Source organism: Pseudomonas sp. R62 (assembly GCF_000257605.1).
Taxonomy (GTDB): domain Bacteria; phylum Pseudomonadota; class Gammaproteobacteria; order Pseudomonadales; family Pseudomonadaceae; genus Aquipseudomonas; species Aquipseudomonas atacamensis.
On sequence record NZ_JH635998.1, the window covers coordinates 3,367,518 to 3,383,352 of the forward strand.

18 protein-coding genes, 1 tRNA gene and 1 pseudogene are annotated in these 15,835 nt (G+C 59.7%); 18 read left to right on the forward strand and 2 right to left on the reverse strand.

Annotated features, from left to right (window positions below; translation table 11 throughout):
- Window positions 1–144: 144 nt before the first annotated feature.
- Window positions 145–229: transfer RNA gene (locus OQK_RS16260), tRNA-Leu, on the reverse strand.
- Between the two features lie 108 nt (window positions 230–337).
- On the opposite strand from OQK_RS16260, the gene queA reads away from it, so the two are divergent.
- The 6 genes from queA (at window position 338) to OQK_RS16290 (ending at window position 6,442) form a co-directional block, all read left to right on the forward strand.
- Window positions 338–1,402 (forward strand): tRNA preQ1(34) S-adenosylmethionine ribosyltransferase-isomerase QueA, encoded by a 1,065-nt coding sequence (gene queA, locus OQK_RS16265; RefSeq protein WP_016773315.1) that lies wholly within the window; start codon window positions 338–340, stop codon window positions 1,400–1,402.
- Between the two features lie 14 nt (window positions 1,403–1,416).
- Entirely contained in the window at window positions 1,417–2,532 is a 1,116-nt protein-coding gene (gene tgt / locus OQK_RS16270) for a tRNA guanosine(34) transglycosylase Tgt (RefSeq protein ID WP_160768392.1), read from the forward strand.
- 43 nt (window positions 2,533–2,575) lie between these two features.
- Entirely contained in the window at window positions 2,576–2,914 is a 339-nt protein-coding gene (gene yajC, locus OQK_RS16275) for a preprotein translocase subunit YajC (protein WP_016773317.1), read from the forward strand.
- Window positions 2,915–2,979: 65 nt separating this feature from the next.
- On the forward strand, window positions 2,980–4,848 hold the full coding sequence (gene secD, locus OQK_RS16280; RefSeq protein WP_016773318.1) for a protein translocase subunit SecD: 1,869 nt from the start codon (window positions 2,980–2,982) through the stop codon (window positions 4,846–4,848).
- Window positions 4,849–4,857: 9 nt separating this feature from the next.
- A complete protein-coding gene (gene secF / locus OQK_RS16285) occupies window positions 4,858–5,772 on the forward strand; it encodes a protein translocase subunit SecF (protein ID WP_016773319.1) in 915 nt (304 codons plus the stop codon).
- A 121-nt stretch (window positions 5,773–5,893) separates the two neighbouring features.
- A complete protein-coding gene (locus tag OQK_RS16290; protein ID WP_007916907.1) occupies window positions 5,894–6,442 on the forward strand; it encodes a glycine zipper 2TM domain-containing protein in 549 nt (182 codons plus the stop codon).
- Between the two features lie 240 nt (window positions 6,443–6,682).
- Here OQK_RS16290 and suhB read toward each other — a convergent pair whose 3' ends face one another.
- The gene (gene suhB, locus OQK_RS16295) at window positions 6,683–7,501 is read right to left on the reverse strand and encodes a type III secretion system regulator SuhB (RefSeq protein WP_016773320.1); all 819 of its coding nucleotides are present in this window, start codon (window positions 7,499–7,501) and stop codon (window positions 6,683–6,685) included.
- A 145-nt stretch (window positions 7,502–7,646) separates the two neighbouring features.
- On the opposite strand from suhB, the gene trmJ reads away from it, so the two are divergent.
- From trmJ to OQK_RS16355, 12 genes and pseudogenes are all read left to right on the forward strand, one after another.
- Window positions 7,647–8,417, forward strand: coding sequence for a tRNA (cytosine(32)/uridine(32)-2'-O)-methyltransferase TrmJ (gene trmJ / locus OQK_RS16300; protein ID WP_016773321.1), 771 nt, complete (start codon window positions 7,647–7,649; stop codon window positions 8,415–8,417).
- A gap of 3 nt (window positions 8,418–8,420) precedes the next feature.
- Window positions 8,421–9,197: a serine O-acetyltransferase gene (gene cysE / locus OQK_RS16305; protein ID WP_003227913.1), complete on the forward strand. Its 777-nt coding sequence runs from the start codon at window positions 8,421–8,423 to the stop codon at window positions 9,195–9,197.
- Between the two features lie 239 nt (window positions 9,198–9,436).
- The gene (gene iscR, locus OQK_RS16310; RefSeq protein ID WP_016773323.1) at window positions 9,437–9,928 is read left to right on the forward strand and encodes a Fe-S cluster assembly transcriptional regulator IscR; all 492 of its coding nucleotides are present in this window, start codon (window positions 9,437–9,439) and stop codon (window positions 9,926–9,928) included.
- Between the two features lie 50 nt (window positions 9,929–9,978).
- The gene (locus OQK_RS16315; protein ID WP_016773324.1) at window positions 9,979–11,193 is read left to right on the forward strand and encodes an IscS subfamily cysteine desulfurase; all 1,215 of its coding nucleotides are present in this window, start codon (window positions 9,979–9,981) and stop codon (window positions 11,191–11,193) included.
- A gap of 100 nt (window positions 11,194–11,293) precedes the next feature.
- Window positions 11,294–11,680, forward strand: a complete 387-nt coding sequence (gene iscU / locus OQK_RS16320) for a Fe-S cluster assembly scaffold IscU (RefSeq protein WP_003227907.1) — start codon at window positions 11,294–11,296, stop codon at window positions 11,678–11,680.
- Between the two features lie 34 nt (window positions 11,681–11,714).
- On the forward strand, window positions 11,715–12,038 hold the full coding sequence (gene iscA, locus OQK_RS16325) for an iron-sulfur cluster assembly protein IscA (protein ID WP_003227904.1): 324 nt from the start codon (window positions 11,715–11,717) through the stop codon (window positions 12,036–12,038).
- A gap of 8 nt (window positions 12,039–12,046) precedes the next feature.
- Window positions 12,047–12,568: a co-chaperone HscB gene (gene hscB / locus OQK_RS16330; RefSeq protein WP_016773325.1), complete on the forward strand. Its 522-nt coding sequence runs from the start codon at window positions 12,047–12,049 to the stop codon at window positions 12,566–12,568.
- 50 nt (window positions 12,569–12,618) lie between these two features.
- Window positions 12,619–14,484 (forward strand): Fe-S protein assembly chaperone HscA, encoded by a 1,866-nt coding sequence (gene hscA / locus OQK_RS16335; RefSeq protein WP_016773326.1) that lies wholly within the window; start codon window positions 12,619–12,621, stop codon window positions 14,482–14,484.
- The gene (gene fdx, locus OQK_RS16340) at window positions 14,484–14,825 is read left to right on the forward strand and encodes an ISC system 2Fe-2S type ferredoxin (protein ID WP_016773327.1); all 342 of its coding nucleotides are present in this window, start codon (window positions 14,484–14,486) and stop codon (window positions 14,823–14,825) included. The genes hscA and fdx overlap by 1 nt, the downstream gene beginning before the upstream one ends.
- 14 nt (window positions 14,826–14,839) lie before the next feature.
- Window positions 14,840–15,040 carry a Fe-S cluster assembly protein IscX gene (gene iscX, locus OQK_RS16345; protein WP_016773328.1) on the forward strand — a complete coding sequence of 67 codons (201 nt, stop codon included), beginning with the start codon at window positions 14,840–14,842 and terminating at the stop codon, window positions 15,038–15,040.
- An 87-nt stretch (window positions 15,041–15,127) separates the two neighbouring features.
- Window positions 15,128–15,553, forward strand: coding sequence for a nucleoside-diphosphate kinase (gene ndk, locus OQK_RS16350; protein ID WP_016773329.1), 426 nt, complete (start codon window positions 15,128–15,130; stop codon window positions 15,551–15,553).
- A gap of 28 nt (window positions 15,554–15,581) precedes the next feature.
- A pseudogene (locus OQK_RS16355) lies at window positions 15,582–15,835 on the forward strand (23S rRNA (adenine(2503)-C(2))-methyltransferase RlmN); the annotation flags it as partial.

Genomic DNA, 15,835 nt, shown 5'->3' on the forward strand with positions numbered 1-15,835 from the left:
ATGTTTGCAGTCAAGGAGTAGGGTGGGCACACGTCCGATTTCGGGAACTGATTTGATCTTGGGTAGGAAGGCCAGATAGGCACCAAACACTTTCCACCAGACGAAAAAAAAGGCCCTGCTTTCGCAAGACCTTTTTCTCTGTGTTGGTGCCCCGAGGGAGACTCGAACTCCCACTCCTTTCGAAAACGGATTTTGAATCCGCCGCGTCTACCAATTCCGCCATCAGGGCTCAATGGCGGCGAAGTATAGAGAGGTGATTACCGTTGGTCAATCACGTTTCATGGTCAATTTTTGATATTTCCGCTAGACTTTCCGGCCCTGCTAGACGAACCCCATCATGCGCGTTGCTGACTTTACTTTCGAGCTTCCTGATTCGCTGATCGCCCGCCATCCGTTGGCCGAGCGTCGCGGTAGTCGCCTGCTGACCCTTGATGGGCCGAGCGGCGCCCTGGCACACCGTCAATTCACTGATTTGCTTGAGCATTTGCGCCCGGGCGATTTGATGGTGTTCAACAATACCCGGGTGATTCCGGCGCGGCTGTTCGGGCAGAAAGCGTCCGGCGGCAAGCTGGAAATTCTCATCGAGCGCGTGCTCGATGCGCACCGCGTGCTGGCGCATGTGCGCTCCAGCAAGTCGCCGAAACCGGGTTCGAAGATCCTTATCGACGGCGGTGGCGAAGCCGAGATGCTCGCGCGTCATGATGCGCTGTTCGAGCTGGGTTTCGCCGAGGAAGTCTTGCCGTTGCTCGACCGCGTCGGGCACATGCCTTTGCCTCCTTATATAGACCGCCCGGATGAAGGCTCGGATCGCGAGCGTTATCAGACCGTGTACGCCCAGCGTCTGGGTGCGGTCGCAGCGCCGACGGCGGGGCTGCATTTCGATGAGCCGCTTATGCAGGCGATTGCTGCCAAGGGCGTCGAGACTGCATTCGTGACGTTGCACGTGGGCGCGGGGACGTTCCAGCCGGTGCGTGTCGAGAAGATCGAAGATCACCACATGCACAGCGAGTGGCTGGAAGTCGGCCAGGATGTGGTCGATGCGGTCGCTGCGTGCCGTGCGCGTGGCGGTCGGGTGATTGCGGTCGGCACCACCAGCGTGCGTTCGCTGGAAAGTGCGGCGCGCGATGGTGTGCTCAAGCCGTTCAGTGGCGACACCGACATCTTTATCTATCCGGGCCGGCCGTTTCATGTGGTCGATGCCTTGGTGACCAATTTCCATTTGCCGGAATCCACGCTGTTGATGCTGGTTTCCGCGTTTGCCGGTTATCCCGAAACCATGGCCGCCTATAAGGCCGCCGTCGAAAACGGCTACCGCTTTTTCAGTTACGGGGATGCGATGTTCATCACCCGCAATCCCGCTCCAACTGCCCCTGAACAGACAGGCCCAGAGGAAACAGAATGAGTCGCGAATGTCGAATGTCCTTTGAGCTGCTGGCCACCGATGGCAAGGCTCGTCGTGGTCGCCTGACCTTCCCCCGTGGCACCGTCGAGACCCCGGCGTTCATGCCGGTCGGCACCTATGGCACGGTCAAGGGCATGCTGCCGCGCGACATCGTCGCCACGGGCGCGGAAATCATTCTGGGCAACACCTTTCACCTGTGGCTGCGTCCTGGCACTCAGGTGATCAAGGAACACGGCGACCTGCACGATTTCATGCAGTGGAAAGGCCCGATCCTCACCGACTCCGGCGGCTTCCAGGTGTTCAGCCTCGGCGCGATGCGCAAGATCAAGGAGGAGGGCGTGACCTTCGCTTCTCCGGTCGACGGCGCCAAAGTGTTCATGGGCCCGGAAGAATCGATGCAGGTGCAGCGCGATCTCGGTTCCGACATCGTGATGATCTTCGACGAATGCACGCCGTATCCGGCTGACGAAGACGTCGCGCGGGTATCGATGGAGCTGTCGTTGCGTTGGGCGCAGCGTTCGAAGAATGCCCACGGCGACAACACCGCGGCGCTGTTCGGCATCGTCCAGGGTGGCATGCATGAAAACCTGCGCATGCGCTCGCTGGAAGGCCTCGACAAGATCGGCTTCGACGGCCTCGCCATCGGCGGTCTGTCGGTGGGCGAACCGAAGCACGAAATGATCAAGGTGCTGGATTATCTGCCGGGCCAGATGCCCGCTGACAAACCTCGTTACCTTATGGGCGTTGGCAAACCGGAAGATCTGGTTGAGGGTGTGCGCCGCGGGGTGGACATGTTCGATTGCGTGATGCCAACCCGTAATGCCCGCAATGGGCATCTGTTCATCGATACCGGTGTGCTGAAGATCCGTAACGCGTTCCATCGCCATGATGAATCGCCGCTGGATCCGACCTGCGATTGCTACACCTGCCAGAACTTCTCGCGCGCTTATCTGCATCACCTGGACAAGTGCGGCGAAATGCTCGGCAGCATGCTCAATACCATCCATAACTTGCGCCATTATCAGGTGCTCATGGCTGGTTTGCGCGAGGCTATTCAACAGGGTACATTGGCCGCCTTTGTCGATGCCTTCTACGCCAAACGCGGACTTCCCGTCCCGCCTTTGGACTGAGTTTTCTGACCCCAAGATTCAACATTTGCAACTGGAGTGCTAAATGAGCTTTTTTATCTCTAACGCCATGGCTGACGCAGCTGCACCGGCTGCTGCAAGCCCAATGGGCGGCGGCTTCGAGTGGATTTTCCTGGTCGGCTTCCTGGTCATCTTCTACCTGATGATCTGGCGTCCACAGGCCAAGCGCGCCAAAGAGCAGAAGAACCTGCTGAGCAGCCTGCAGAAGGGCGACGAAGTCGTTACCACTGGCGGCATCGCCGGCAAGATCACCAAGGTTGCCGATGACTTCGTGGTTCTGGAAGTGTCCGACACCGTGGAAATGAAGTTCCAGAAAGGCGCCATCGCCGCCACGCTGCCAAAAGGCACGCTGAAAGCGATCTAAGAGCAACAACTTCTACTCAATCGACGGGGCGCGCAAGGCGCCCCGCGTTCATAACGGGCGGCGTGATGCTGAACAAATACCCTCTGTGGAAATACATTCTGATCCTGGCGGTGCTGGCGATCGGTCTGATTTATTCCGCTCCCAATCTTTACCCCGATGACCCGGCCATTCAGATCAGCGGCGCCAGCACGGCTCTGCAGGTCAATGACGCCGATCTGGCTCGCGTCAGCACGGCGCTGAAAGAGTCCGGCATCAACGTCAAGGCGGCCACATTGACCGCGGGCGGCAAGGGCGGTCTGATCCGTCTGAGCAAGGCTGAAGATCAGCTGCCGGCCAAGGACGTTGTACGCAAGGCATTGGGTGATGACTACGTCGTCGCGCTGAACCTGGCACAGACCACCCCGCAATGGCTGCGCAACCTCGGTGCGCACCCGATGAAGCTGGGTCTGGACTTGTCCGGTGGTGTGCACTTCCTGCTCGAAGTGGACATGGACAAAGCCCTCGATGCACGCCTGAAAGTCTACGAAGGCGACGTCAAGAGCCTGCTGCGCAAAGAGAAGCTGCGCTATCGCAGCCTGCCGCAACTGGGCGGTGCCATTCAGTTGGGCTTCAGCGATGAAGATTCCCGCGAACAGGCCCGTGCGCTGATCCGCAAGAACTTCAACGATTTCGACATTGTTCCGGCCGATCTCAACGGTCAACCGGTGCTGCGTCTGGCGATGACCCCGGCCAAGCTGGCGGAAATCCGTGAATACTCCATCAAGCAGAACCTGACCACGGTACGTAACCGCGTCAACGAGCTGGGTGTTGCTGAACCGATCGTGCAGCGTCAGGGCGCCAACCGCATCGTGGTTGAGCTGCCGGGCGTGCAGGACACTGCCGAAGCCAAGCGTATTCTCGGCAAGACGGCCAACCTTGAGTTCCGTCTGGCCGCCGAGCCGGGCGCTTCGAAAGCCACTTCCGAATCGTTCGAATTCCGCGAAGGCAACCGTCCTCCTGCGCAGATCGAGCGTGGCCTGATCATCACCGGTGACCAGGTCACCGACGCCAAGGCCGGTTTCGGCGAACACGGCACGCCTGAAGTGAACATCCGTCTGGATGGTCACGGTGGCGAGCTGATGAGCCGCGCGACCCGTTCCAACGTCGGTCGCAGCATGGCGGTGATCTTCATCGAGCAGCGTCCGGTCACCACTTACACCAAGCAAGTGGTTGATGGCGTCGAGAAAGACGTTGCGGTGCAGACGTTCAAGGAAGAGAAGAAGATCATCAGCCTGGCGACCATTCAGTCGCCGCTGGGTGCGCAATTCCGCATCACTGGCCTGAACGGTCAGGGCGAGTCGTCCGAACTGGCGCTGCTGCTGCGTGCCGGTGGTCTGGCTGCACCGATGTACTTCGCTGAAGAGCGCACAATCGGTCCGAGCCTGGGTGCTGACAACATCACCAAAGGTATCGATGCTTCCCTGTGGGGCATGCTGTTCGTATCGCTGTTCATCATTGCCATCTACCGCTTCTTCGGCGTCATCGCCACCGTCGCGCTGGCGGTGAACATGGTGCTGCTGCTGGCGTTGATGTCGTTGCTGGGCGCCACGCTGACCCTGCCGGGTATCGCCGGTATCGTCTTGACGATGGGTATGGCGGTCGACGCCAACGTACTGATCTTCTCGCGGATTCGTGAAGAGATCGCCGCGGGCATGACTGTGCAGCGGGCAATCAACGAAGGCTTCGGCCGGGCATTCACCGCGATTCTCGACGCCAACCTGACCACCTTGCTGGTCGGCGGCATTCTCTTCGCCATGGGCACCGGCCCGGTGAAGGGTTTCGCAGTGACGATGTCCCTCGGGATCTTTACCTCGATGTTCACGGCCATCATGGTGACCCGCGCAATGGTCAACCTGATCTTTGGCGGACGTGACTTCAAGAAGTTGTGGATTTAAGGGGCTGCCATGTTACGTACAATCAACTTCATGGGCGTTCGCAACTTCGCGTTCGGCGTCACATTGCTGCTTACCGTCATTGCCTTGTTCAGTGTCGCCACCAAGGGCATGAACTGGGGCCTGGACTTCACCGGCGGTACGCTCATCGAGCTGACCTACGAGCGTCCGGCCGACGTCACCAAGGTGCGCGAGCAACTGGCGACTTCCGGTTATCACGAAGCCGTGGTGCAGAACTTCGGTGCGACCACCGATCTGCTGGTGCGCATGCCGGGTGAAGACCCGCAGTTGGGCCATCAAGTAGCGGAAGCGCTGCAGAAGGTCGGCGGTGACAACCCGGCGACGGTCAAGCGTGTCGAGTTCGTCGGTCCGCAGGTCGGTGAAGAGCTGCGCGACCAGGGCGGCCTCGGCATGCTGCTGGCGCTCGGCGGCATCCTGATCTACCTGGCCTTCCGCTTTCAGTGGAAGTTTGCGGTCGGCGCCATTGTGTCGCTGATCCACGACGTGATCGTGACCGTGGGTATCCTCTCGTACTTCCAGATCACCTTCGATCTGACAGTACTGGCGGCAGTGCTGGCGATCATCGGTTACTCGCTGAACGACACCATCGTGGTCTTCGACCGGGTGCGTGAGAACTTCCGCGTGCTGCGCAAGGCGACGCTGATCGAGAACATCAACATCTCGACCACCCAGACCCTGCTGCGCACCATGGCGACCTCGATCTCCACTCTGCTGGCGATCGCGGCGCTGCTGTTCTTCGGTGGCGACAACCTGTTCGGTTTCTCCATCGCACTGTTCATCGGTGTACTGGCGGGTACCTACTCGTCGATCTACATCGCCAACGTGGTGCTGATCTGGCTGAACCTGACCACCGAGGATCTGATTCCTCCGGCCAACACCGACAAGGAAGTCGACGACCGTCCATAACGGTCAGCGATTTCCCGGCTGTCAGCCAACAAAAGGCGCGAGTTGAACTCGCGCCTTTTTTTGTGCTCCAAGGCTGGGAGAAGCGCGGGCGCGTCCCGCATGTGATGGTCAGGAGGTTCATGTGAACAAGTCGTTGCTGGTTGGTGCGGTATTGGGTGCTGTCGGTGTCACAGCCGGGGGTGCTGTTGCCACCTACAGCCTGGTTAAAAGCGGCCCTGAGTATGCGCAAGTATTAGCCGTTGAGCCGGTCAAGACACAGATCAAGACTCCACGTGAAGTATGCAAGGATGTAACGGTGACCCGTCAGGCACCGGTAAAAGATCAACACCAGATCGCCGGTACCGTGGTCGGCGCGCTGGCCGGTGGTTTGCTGGGCAACCAGATTGGCGGCGGTACCGGCAAGAAGATTGCCACGGTGGCCGGTGCGGTCGGTGGCGGTTATGCGGGCAACAAGGTGCAGGAGGGCATGCAGGAGCGTGACACCTACACCACCACGCAAACCCGCTGCAACACGGTCAATGACATCAGCGACAAGGTCGTCGGTTACGACGTGCGTTACTCGCTTGATGGCAAGGAAGGCAAAGTGCGGATGGATCGCGATCCGGGCAACCAGATTCCGGTCGACAAGGAAGGCAAGCTGATCCTGTCGCAGAATGAGCCGGCTCAGTAAGGATTTACGGTTGTGAAAAGAAGCACCCTGCGGGGTGCTTTTTTTATACCCGCGATTCAGGGCAGCGCGCGATTCTCACCTGTGGGAGCGAGCCTGCTCGCGAATGCGGTCCAACAGTTGATATTTCCTTTGTTGACACGCCCATTCGCGAGCAGGCTCGCTCCCACAGGGAATTGTGCTGTTTGGAATTGCAGGCATAAAAAAGCACCCCGGAGGGTGCTTTCTGGTTTCGCGTAAAGCTTAGCGCTTCAGCGAGGCCGGCAGATGCGGCTGGATCGCTGTCAGCACTGCCTTGAAGCATTTGGTGTTGCCGGCAACGATGTGGCCTTTTTCCAGGAAGTCGTGACCGCCGGTGAAATCGCTCACCAGGCCGCCGGCTTCTTGAATCAGCAGGGCGCCTGCAGCCATGTCCCACTCCGACAGGCCTGATTCCCAGAACGCATCGAAACGACCGGCAGCTACGTAAGCCAGGTCCAGGCTCGCCGAACCGGCGCGGCGGATGCCGGCAGTCTGGCCAACCAGGGCGCGGAACATGCCGAGGTAGTTGTCGAGGTTGTCCATCTGGTCGTCACGGAACGGGAAGCCAGTGCCGAGCAGGGCGCCGTCGAGGCTGGTGCGACCGCTGACGCGCAGGCGACGACCGTTCAGTTGAGCGCCGCGACCACGGCTGGCGGTGAATTCTTCCTGGCGGACCGGGTCCAGAACCACTGCGTGTTCCAGGCGACCACGATATTTGCAGGCAATGCTCACTGCAAAGTGCGGAATGCCACGGAGGAAGTTGGTGGTGCCGTCCAGCGGATCGATGATCCACAGGTACTCTTCGCCTTCGATGCCGGTGCCAGCGTGCAGGCCGGTTTCTTCACCCTGAATCGAGTGATTCGGGTAAGCCTTGCGCAGGGCATCGATGATTTTCTGTTCAGCGGCGCGATCGACCTCGGATACGTAATCCTTGGCGTCTTTTTCGTCGACCTTGATGGTATCCAGGCGCTCGATGGAGCGGAAGATCAGTTCACTGGCGCTGCGGGCGGCGCGCAGCGCGATATTCAGCATGGGCTGCATGGATGTGTCACCTAAGGTTGTTAAAGAAAGCCGCGCATTCTATCAGAACTTTTCTTCAGGTGAAGGACGCTGTTCGCTTTCATAGCTTAACGGTAGGCTGTTCTGTAAGATTTGCCCCCCTTTCCTGTGTCCGAGAGCGCCTCCCTTGCTGCAGAACATTCGTGTCGTCCTGGTCAACACCAGTCACCCCGGCAACATCGGCGGGGCCGCGCGCGCCATGAAAAACATGGGTCTGTCGCGACTGGTGCTGGTCGAACCGCGGGTCTTCCCGCACCACGAGGCCGATGCCCGCGCCTCCGGTGCCGGTGACATCCTTGAAAACGCGCAAGTCGTCGCCACCTTGGAAGACGCTTTGGTCGGTTGCAATCTGGTGCTCGGCACCAGCGCCCGCGACCGGCGTATTCCCTGGCCGCTGCTGGATCCGCGCGAATGCGGCAACAAGGTGGTCGAGGAAGCCGGGCAGGGCGCCGAGATTGCTTTGGTGTTCGGCCGTGAAGATTCCGGCCTGACCAACGAAGAGCTGCAGCGATGTCATTTTCACGTGCACATCCCTTCCGACCCGGCGTTCAGTTCGCTGAACCTCGGGGCGGCGGTGCAGGTGTTGAGTTATGAAGTGCGCATGGCCTGGCTGGCCGCACAGGGTCAGCCAAGCAAGGTCGAGAAAGAAGAAGTGGCCTCGGTGAAAAGCGCCGAGTTGGCGACCATGGATGAGCTGGAGCGATTCTATGAGCACCTGGAACAGACGCTGGTTGCCATCGAATTCCTCGACCCGGAAAAGCCACGGCACTTGATGGCGCGCCTGCGCCGGTTGTACGGACGCAGCTCGGTCAGCCGGGCGGAAATGAACATTTTGCGTGGCATCCTCACGGAAACCCAGAAAGCGGCCCGTGGCGAGCTTCTAAAGCGGAAGGATTGAATGATGTTTGAGCGTTTGCGTGAAGATATCCAAAGCGTATTCCATCGAGACCCGGCGGCGCGTAACGCTTTTGAAGTCCTGACCTGCTACCCCGGCATGCATGCGATCTGGATTCATCGACTGGCCGGCATGCTCTGGCGCAACGAATTGAAGTGGCTGGCGCGGCTGGTGTCGAACTTCGGTCGCTGGCTGACCGGGATCGAGATTCACCCGGGCGCCAAGGTCGGTCGGCGGTTCTTCATCGACCATGGCATGGGCATCGTCATTGGTGAAACCGCCGAGATCGGCGACGACGTCACCATCTATCAAGGCGTGACCCTCGGCGGCACCAGCTGGAACAAAGGCAAGCGCCACCCGACCCTGGGTGACGGCGTGGTGGTTGGTGCTGGCGCCAAGGTGCTTGGCCCGTTCACGGTGGGTGCCGGCGCCAAAGTCGGCTCCAACGCTGTGGTCACCAAGGAAGTGCCGCCGGGCGCCACGGTGGTGGGGATTCCGGGGCGGATCATCGTCAAGACCGATGAAGAGCAGGACGCCAAGCGCAAAGCCATGGCGGAAAAGATCGGTTTCGACGCCTACGGTGTCAGCGAAGACATGCCCGACCCGGTGGCTCGCGCCATCGGCCAGCTGCTCGATCATCTGCAGGCAGTGGACGGGCGTCTGGAGGGCATGTGCGGCGCGCTGAAGGATCTGGGCAGCAATTACTGTGCGAAAGATCTGCCTGAGCTGCGCGAAGAAGACTTCGCTTGCGTCAAGGGCAAGGATCAGAGCCAGGCCAGCTAAACCGCAGCGCGGCCTTCGCGAGCAGGCTCGCTCCCACAAGAGCCATGCATTCGAATGTGGGAGCGAGCCTGCTCGCGAAGAACGATCACGCGGTTGCGCTGGCTGTCCGCGCCCCGTCTTTGCTATAGTGCGCGCGCTCTTTTGCGGGTAAACCCGACTAAAGCACTAGGTCTTATAGTTGACTTAAATGCTCGGGAATTGCATACTCCCGCCCATTCCGAACTCCGTGGTAACTGTCCATGCGACTGACTACAAAAGGCCGATACGCCGTGACCGCCATGCTTGACCTGGCGTTGCACGCGCAGCACGGGCCGGTGTCTCTGGCCGATATCTCCGAGCGCCAAGGCATCTCCCTGTCCTACCTCGAACAGCTGTTCGCCAAGCTGCGCCGCAGCAACCTGGTTTCCAGCGTTCGCGGTCCGGGTGGTGGCTACCAGTTGTCCCGCGACATGCAGGGCATCCAGGTCGCCCAGGTGATCGATGCGGTGAACGAATCGGTCGATGCCACCAAGTGCCAGGGCCAGGGCGATTGCCATTCCGGCGATACCTGCCTGACCCATCATCTGTGGTGCGATTTGAGCCTGCAGATTCACGAATTTCTGAGCGGTATCAGCTTGGCCGACCTTGTGACTCGCCGTGAGGTACAAGAAGTGGCCCAGCGTCAGGACCAGCGCCGTTGCAGCAGCAAGGCGCCACGCCTGGACAAGATTGAAGCGTCCGCCGTCGAATGACAGCCGAAGAGCTACCCGCGGCACGCCAGCCCTGATTTAGGAGATAGTCCATGAAATTGCCGATTTACCTTGATTACTCTGCAACCACCCCGGTTGATCCGCGCGTTGCGCAGAAAATGAGTGAATGCCTGCTGGTCGACGGAAACTTCGGTAACCCGGCGTCCCGCTCCCACGTGTTCGGCTGGAAGGCTGAAGAGTCCGTCGAAAACGCTCGTCGTCAGGTGGCCGATCTGGTCAACGCCGACCCGCGCGAAATCGTCTGGACCTCCGGTGCCACCGAATCCGACAACCTGGCGATCAAGGGCGCGGCACATTTCTACGCCTCCAAGGGCAAGCACCTGATCACCAGCAAGATCGAGCACAAGGCTGTCCTCGACACCATGCGCCAGCTGGAGCGTGAAGGCTTCGAAGTGACGTACCTCGAGCCGACCGAAGACGGTCTGATCACCCCTGCAATGATTGACGCCGCACTGCGCGAAGACACCATTCTGGTGTCGGTGATGCACGTCAACAACGAAATCGGCACCATCAACGACATCGCTGCCATCGGCGAGATGCTGCGCGCCAAAGGCGTGCTGTTCCACGTCGATGCTGCTCAGTCCACCGGCAAGGTCGAAATCGATCTGCAGAAGCTGAAAGTCGACATGATGTCGTTCTCCGCCCACAAGACTTATGGCCCTAAAGGCATCGGCGCGCTGTACGTCAGCCGCAAGCCGCGTGTGCGCATCGAGGCGACCATGCACGGCGGCGGTCACGAGCGCGGCATGCGTTCCGGCACCCTGGCGACCCACCAGATCGTCGGCATGGGCGAAGCGTTCCGCGTAGCCAAGGAAGACATGGCCGCTGAAAACGTGCGCATCAAAGCCTTGAGCGATCGTTTCTACAAGCAGGTCGAGCATCTGGAAGAGCTGTACGTCAACGGCAGCCTGACCGCCCGCGTTCCGCACAACCTGAACCTGAGCTTCAACTACGTTGAAGGCGAGTCGCTGATCATGGCGCTCAAGGATCTGGCGGTATCGTCCGGTTCGGCCTGCACCTCGGCTTCGCTGGAGCCTTCGTACGTACTGCGCGCCCTGGGCCGCAACGACGAACTGGCACACAGCTCGATCCGCTTTACCTTCGGCCGTTTCACCACCGAAGAAGAAATCGATTACGCCGCGCAGAAAGTCTGCGAGGCCGTTACCAAGCTGCGCGCCCTGTCGCCGCTGTGGGACATGTACAAAGACGGCGTCGATATCTCGAAAATCGAGTGGGCGGCACACTAACTATAGAAGCCGCCGGATACAGATCCTGTAGCGACGCGGCGTTAACGCAGCGCAGTTGCAGGGTCTCAAGAGCGGCCCTGATGAGTGAGGATTGAGAATCATGGCTTACAGCGAAAAGGTCATCGACCACTACGAAAACCCGCGCAACGTCGGCAAGATGAACGCGGAAGATCCTGATGTCGGCACCGGCATGGTCGGCGCTCCGGCGTGCGGCGACGTGATGCGTCTGCAGATCAAGGTCAACGATCAGGGCGTTATCGAAGACGCCAAGTTCAAGACCTACGGTTGCGGTTCGGCAATCGCCTCCAGCTCCCTCGCTACCGAGTGGATGAAGGGCAAGACCCTGGACGAAGCCGAAACCATCAAGAACACTCAGCTGGCCGAAGAACTGGCTTTGCCACCAGTGAAAATCCACTGCTCCGTGCTCGCTGAAGACGCTATCAAAGCGGCTGTTCGCGACTACAAGCAGAAGAAAGGCTTGATCTGAATTTCAAGATTCGGCGACGAGTAAGGAGTCAACGATGGCTATCAGCATGACAGAAGCGGCTGCTCGACACGTGCGGCGCTCCCTCGACGGGCGCGGCAAAGGTGAAGGGATTCGTCTGGGTGTTCGCACCACAGGCTGTTCCGGCCTTGCCTACGTGCTGGAGTTTGTCGACGAGGTAGTGGCGGAGGATCAGGTGTTCGAGAGTCACGGCGAAAAAGTGATCATCGACCCGAAAAGCCTGGCCTACCTGGACGGCACCGAGCTCGACTTCGTCAAGGAAGGGTTGAACGAAGGCTTCAAGTTCAACAACCCCAACGTGCGCGGTGAATGTGGCTGCGGCGAAAGCTTCAACATCTGAGGCTGGTCGTGGGTATTCCTTGTCATTTCGCTTTATTCGAGCTGCAACCGAGCTTCCGCCTGGATCTCGAGCAGTTGGCCACGCGCTACCGTGAGTTGGCGCGCGGCGTCCATCCTGACCGCTTTGCCGATGCATCCGAACGCGAGCAGCGCTCGGCGCTCGAGCAATCGGCGCGGCTCAACGACGCCTACCAGACGCTCAAGAGTCCGGCCCAGCGCGCACGTTACCTGCTGAAAATCAGCGGGCATGAAGTGCCGATGGAAGTCACTGTCCACGATCCCGAATTCCTTCTGCAGCAGATGCAATGGCGCGAAGAGCTCGAAGATCTGCAGGACAGTGCCGACCTCGACGGTGTCGCGGTATTCAAGCGTCGCTTGAAGGCGGCTCAGGAACAGCTCAACGAAAGCTTCGCAGCCTGTTGGGATGATGCAGCGCAACGCGAGCAGGCCGAACGCCTGATGCGGCGCATGCAGTTCCTCGACAAGCTCACCTACGAAGTGCGCCAGCTGGAAGAGCGCCTCGACGATTAACCCAGTGCTGCCCTGATTGCACGCTGACAGACAGACAAGACCTGATCACCATGGCTCTACTGCAGATCGCCGAACCCGGCCAAAGTCCTCAACCGCACCAGCGCCGTCTGGCTGTGGGCATCGACTTGGGTACTACCAATTCGCTGGTCGCTGCGCTGCGCAGTGGTCTTTCCGAACCGCTGGCCGACGCCAACGGGCAGGTCATCCTGCCGTCCGCCGTGCGTTATCACGCCGACCGCGTCGAAGTCGGTGAGTCCGCCAAGCTGGCAGCAGCCTCCGATCCCCTGAACACCGTGCTCTCGGTCAAGCGCTTGATGGGTCGTGGTCTGTCCGACGTCAAGCAATTGGGCGAGCAGTTGCCGTATCGCTTTGTCGGCGGTGAATCGCACATGCCGTTCATCGACACCGTGCAAGGCCCGAAAAGCCCGGTTGAAGTCTCCGCCGATATCCTCAAGGTCCTGCGTCAGCGCGCTGAGGCGACCTTGGGTGGCGAGCTGGTTGGCGCGGTGATCACGGTTCCTGCTTACTTCGATGATGCGCAGCGCCAAGCCACCAAAGATGCGGCCAAACTCGCCGGTCTGAACGTGTTGCGTCTGCTCAACGAGCCGACTGCGGCTGCGGTGGCTTACGGTCTGGATCAGCACGCCGAAGGTCTGGTGGCGATTTATGACCTGGGCGGCGGTACTTTCGATATCTCCATTCTGCGTCTGACCGGCGGCGTCTTTGAAGTTCTGGCCACTGGCGGCGACAGCGCGCTGGGCGGCGATGATTTCGATCACGCGATTGCCGGCTGGATCATTGAGAGCGCTGGCCTCTCCGCCGATCTCGACCCGGGCGCGCAACGCAATCTGCTGCAAACCGCCTGCGCTGCCAAAGAAGCCCTGACCGATGCGGCCAGTGTGGAAGTGGCTTACGGCGACTGGAAAGCACAACTGACTCGCGAAGCCTTCGATGCGCTGATCGAGCCAATGGTCGCGCGCAGCCTGAAAGCCTGCCGCCGCGCCGTTCGCGATTCCGGTATTGAACTGGAAGACGTCCACGCCGTGGTCATGGTCGGCGGTTCGACCCGAGTGCCACGTGTGCGTGAAGCCGTTGCCGAAGCCTTCGGTCGTCAGCCTTTGACGGAAATCGACCCGGATCAAGTGGTGGCCATCGGGGCCGCGATCCAGGCTGACACCCTGGCTGGCAACAAGCGCGATGGCGGCGAACTGCTGCTGCTCGACGTGATTCCGCTTTCCCTTGGTTTGGAAACCATGGGCGGTCTGATGGAAAAGGTGATTCCGCGCAACACTACCATTCCCGTCGCCCGCGCTCAGGATTTCACCACCTATAAAGACGGCCAGTCGGCCATGGCGATCCACGTGTTGCAGGGCGAGCGCGAGCTGATCAGCGATTGCCGCTCTCTGGCACGTTTCGAATTGCGCGGCATTCCGGCAATGGTGGCGGGCGCGGCGAAAATTCGCGTGACCTTCCAGGTCGATGCCGACGGTCTGCTCAGCGTGTCTGCCCGTGAATTGGGCTCGGGCGTTGAGGCGAGCATTCAGGTCAAGCCTTCCTATGGTCTGACCGATGGCGAAATCGCCAAGATGCTCAAGGATTCGTTCCAGCATGCCAATGACGACAAGGTCGCCCGCGTTCTGCGTGAGCAGCAAGTCGATGCCCAGCGCCTGCTCGAAGCGGTGCAGGGCGCGCTGGAGGCCGATGGCGAGCGTTTGCTCGACGCCGAAGAGCGCATGGTTATCGAACTGCAAATGCAGGTACTGGCCGAACTGATGAAAGGTACCGATGGTTACGCCATCGAGCAGCAGACCAAGCGTCTGTCGCAAGTGACCGATGCTTTTGCTGCCCGCCGCATGGATCTGACGGTGAAAGCCGCTCTGTCGGGGCGCAACCTGAATGAAATCGAGGATATCTGATGCCGCAGGTCATTTTTCTGCCCCACGAGAAGTTCTGCCCTGAGGGCATGGTGGTCGAGGCTGCGCCCGGCACATCGATTCTCGAGCTGGCCCACGAACACCATATCGAGATGGAAAGCGCATGCGGCGGCGTCTGCGCCTGCACCACGTGCCATTGCATCATCCGCGAGGGTTTCGACTCGCTGGAAGAGGCCGACGAGCTGGAAGAAGACTTCCTCGACCGTGCCTGGGGCCTTGAGGCGCAATCGCGTCTGGCTTGCCAGGCCATCGTCGGTGAGGAAGACCTCACCGTCGAGATTCCGAAATATTCGCTTAACCATGCGGCCGAAGCGCCGCACTGACTGGTAAGACTGTCATGAGCTACGGTTGGAATGATGTTCAACGCATTGCAGAAGAGCTGGCCGAGGCCCACGAGGGACTCGACCCGTACTCTGTAGGTTTTGTCCGTTTGCAGCAGATGATTCTTGAACTGCCTGACTTCGATGCTACTTCCGGCCGGGTCGGCGAGAAGGTGCTCGAAGCGGTTCAGGAGCTCTGGGCCGCAGAATTGGACTGATCGTCTCGCAGGTTAGGCAATACCCAAGAACCCGCGTATAATTCGCGGGTTTAATTTTTCGCAAATTACCGTTTCTGGAGTTACACCATGGCTGTTCAACGTACTTTCTCCATCATCAAGCCTGACGCCGTTGCTAAAAACGTGATCGGCAAGATCACCACTCGCTTCGAAGACGCTGGCCTGCGCGTTGTAGCTTCGAAACTGAAGCAACTGTCCAAAGCCGAAGCCGAAGGCTTCTACGCTGAGCACAGCGAGCGCGGTTTCTTCGGTGACCTGGTTGCTTTCATGACTTCCGGTCCGGTTGTCGTTCAGGTTCTGGAAGGCGAAAACGCTATCGCTCGCAACCGTGAGCTGATGGGCGCTACCAACCCTAAAGAAGCTGCTCCAGGCACCATCCGTGCTGACTTCGCTGAATCGATCGACGCCAACGCCGTTCACGGTTCGGACTCCGAAGCTGCTGCCGCTCGCGAAATCGCTTACTTCTTCGCAGCTACTGAAGTAACCACTCGCTAAGCATTGCTTGCAGAGTGAAGGTGAATCCATGACTACATCGACTGTTAAAACAAACCTGCTGGGTCTGACCCAGCCGGAAATGGAAAAATTCTTCGACTCAATCGGGGAGAAGCGTTTCCGTGCCGGTCAGGTAATGAAATGGATTCACCACTTTGGCGTCGATGATTTCGACGCCATGACGAACGTCAGCAAAGCCTTGCGCGACAAGCTCAAGGCCATTGCTGAAGTGCGTGGTCCGGAAGTGGTCAGCGAGGACATCTCCAGCGACGGCACCCGTAAATG

Coding starts and splice junctions, on each gene's coding strand:
- queA (WP_016773315.1), top strand. CDS start 338: ATGCGCGTTGCTGACTTTACTTTCGAGCTTCCTGATTCGCTGATCGCC.
- tgt (WP_160768392.1), top strand. CDS start 1,417: ATGTCCTTTGAGCTGCTGGCCACCGATGGCAAGGCTCGTCGTGGTCGC.
- yajC (WP_016773317.1), top strand. CDS start 2,576: ATGAGCTTTTTTATCTCTAACGCCATGGCTGACGCAGCTGCACCGGCT.
- secD (WP_016773318.1), top strand. CDS start 2,980: ATGCTGAACAAATACCCTCTGTGGAAATACATTCTGATCCTGGCGGTG.
- secF (WP_016773319.1), top strand. CDS start 4,858: ATGTTACGTACAATCAACTTCATGGGCGTTCGCAACTTCGCGTTCGGC.
- suhB (WP_016773320.1), bottom strand. CDS start 7,501: ATGCAGCCCATGCTGAATATCGCGCTGCGCGCCGCCCGCAGCGCCAGT.
- cysE (WP_003227913.1), top strand. CDS start 8,421: ATGTTTGAGCGTTTGCGTGAAGATATCCAAAGCGTATTCCATCGAGAC.
- iscR (WP_016773323.1), top strand. CDS start 9,437: ATGCGACTGACTACAAAAGGCCGATACGCCGTGACCGCCATGCTTGAC.
- OQK_RS16315 (WP_016773324.1), top strand. CDS start 9,979: ATGAAATTGCCGATTTACCTTGATTACTCTGCAACCACCCCGGTTGAT.
- iscU (WP_003227907.1), top strand. CDS start 11,294: ATGGCTTACAGCGAAAAGGTCATCGACCACTACGAAAACCCGCGCAAC.
- iscA (WP_003227904.1), top strand. CDS start 11,715: ATGGCTATCAGCATGACAGAAGCGGCTGCTCGACACGTGCGGCGCTCC.
- hscA (WP_016773326.1), top strand. CDS start 12,619: ATGGCTCTACTGCAGATCGCCGAACCCGGCCAAAGTCCTCAACCGCAC.
- fdx (WP_016773327.1), top strand. CDS start 14,484: ATGCCGCAGGTCATTTTTCTGCCCCACGAGAAGTTCTGCCCTGAGGGC.
- iscX (WP_016773328.1), top strand. CDS start 14,840: ATGAGCTACGGTTGGAATGATGTTCAACGCATTGCAGAAGAGCTGGCC.
- ndk (WP_016773329.1), top strand. CDS start 15,128: ATGGCTGTTCAACGTACTTTCTCCATCATCAAGCCTGACGCCGTTGCT.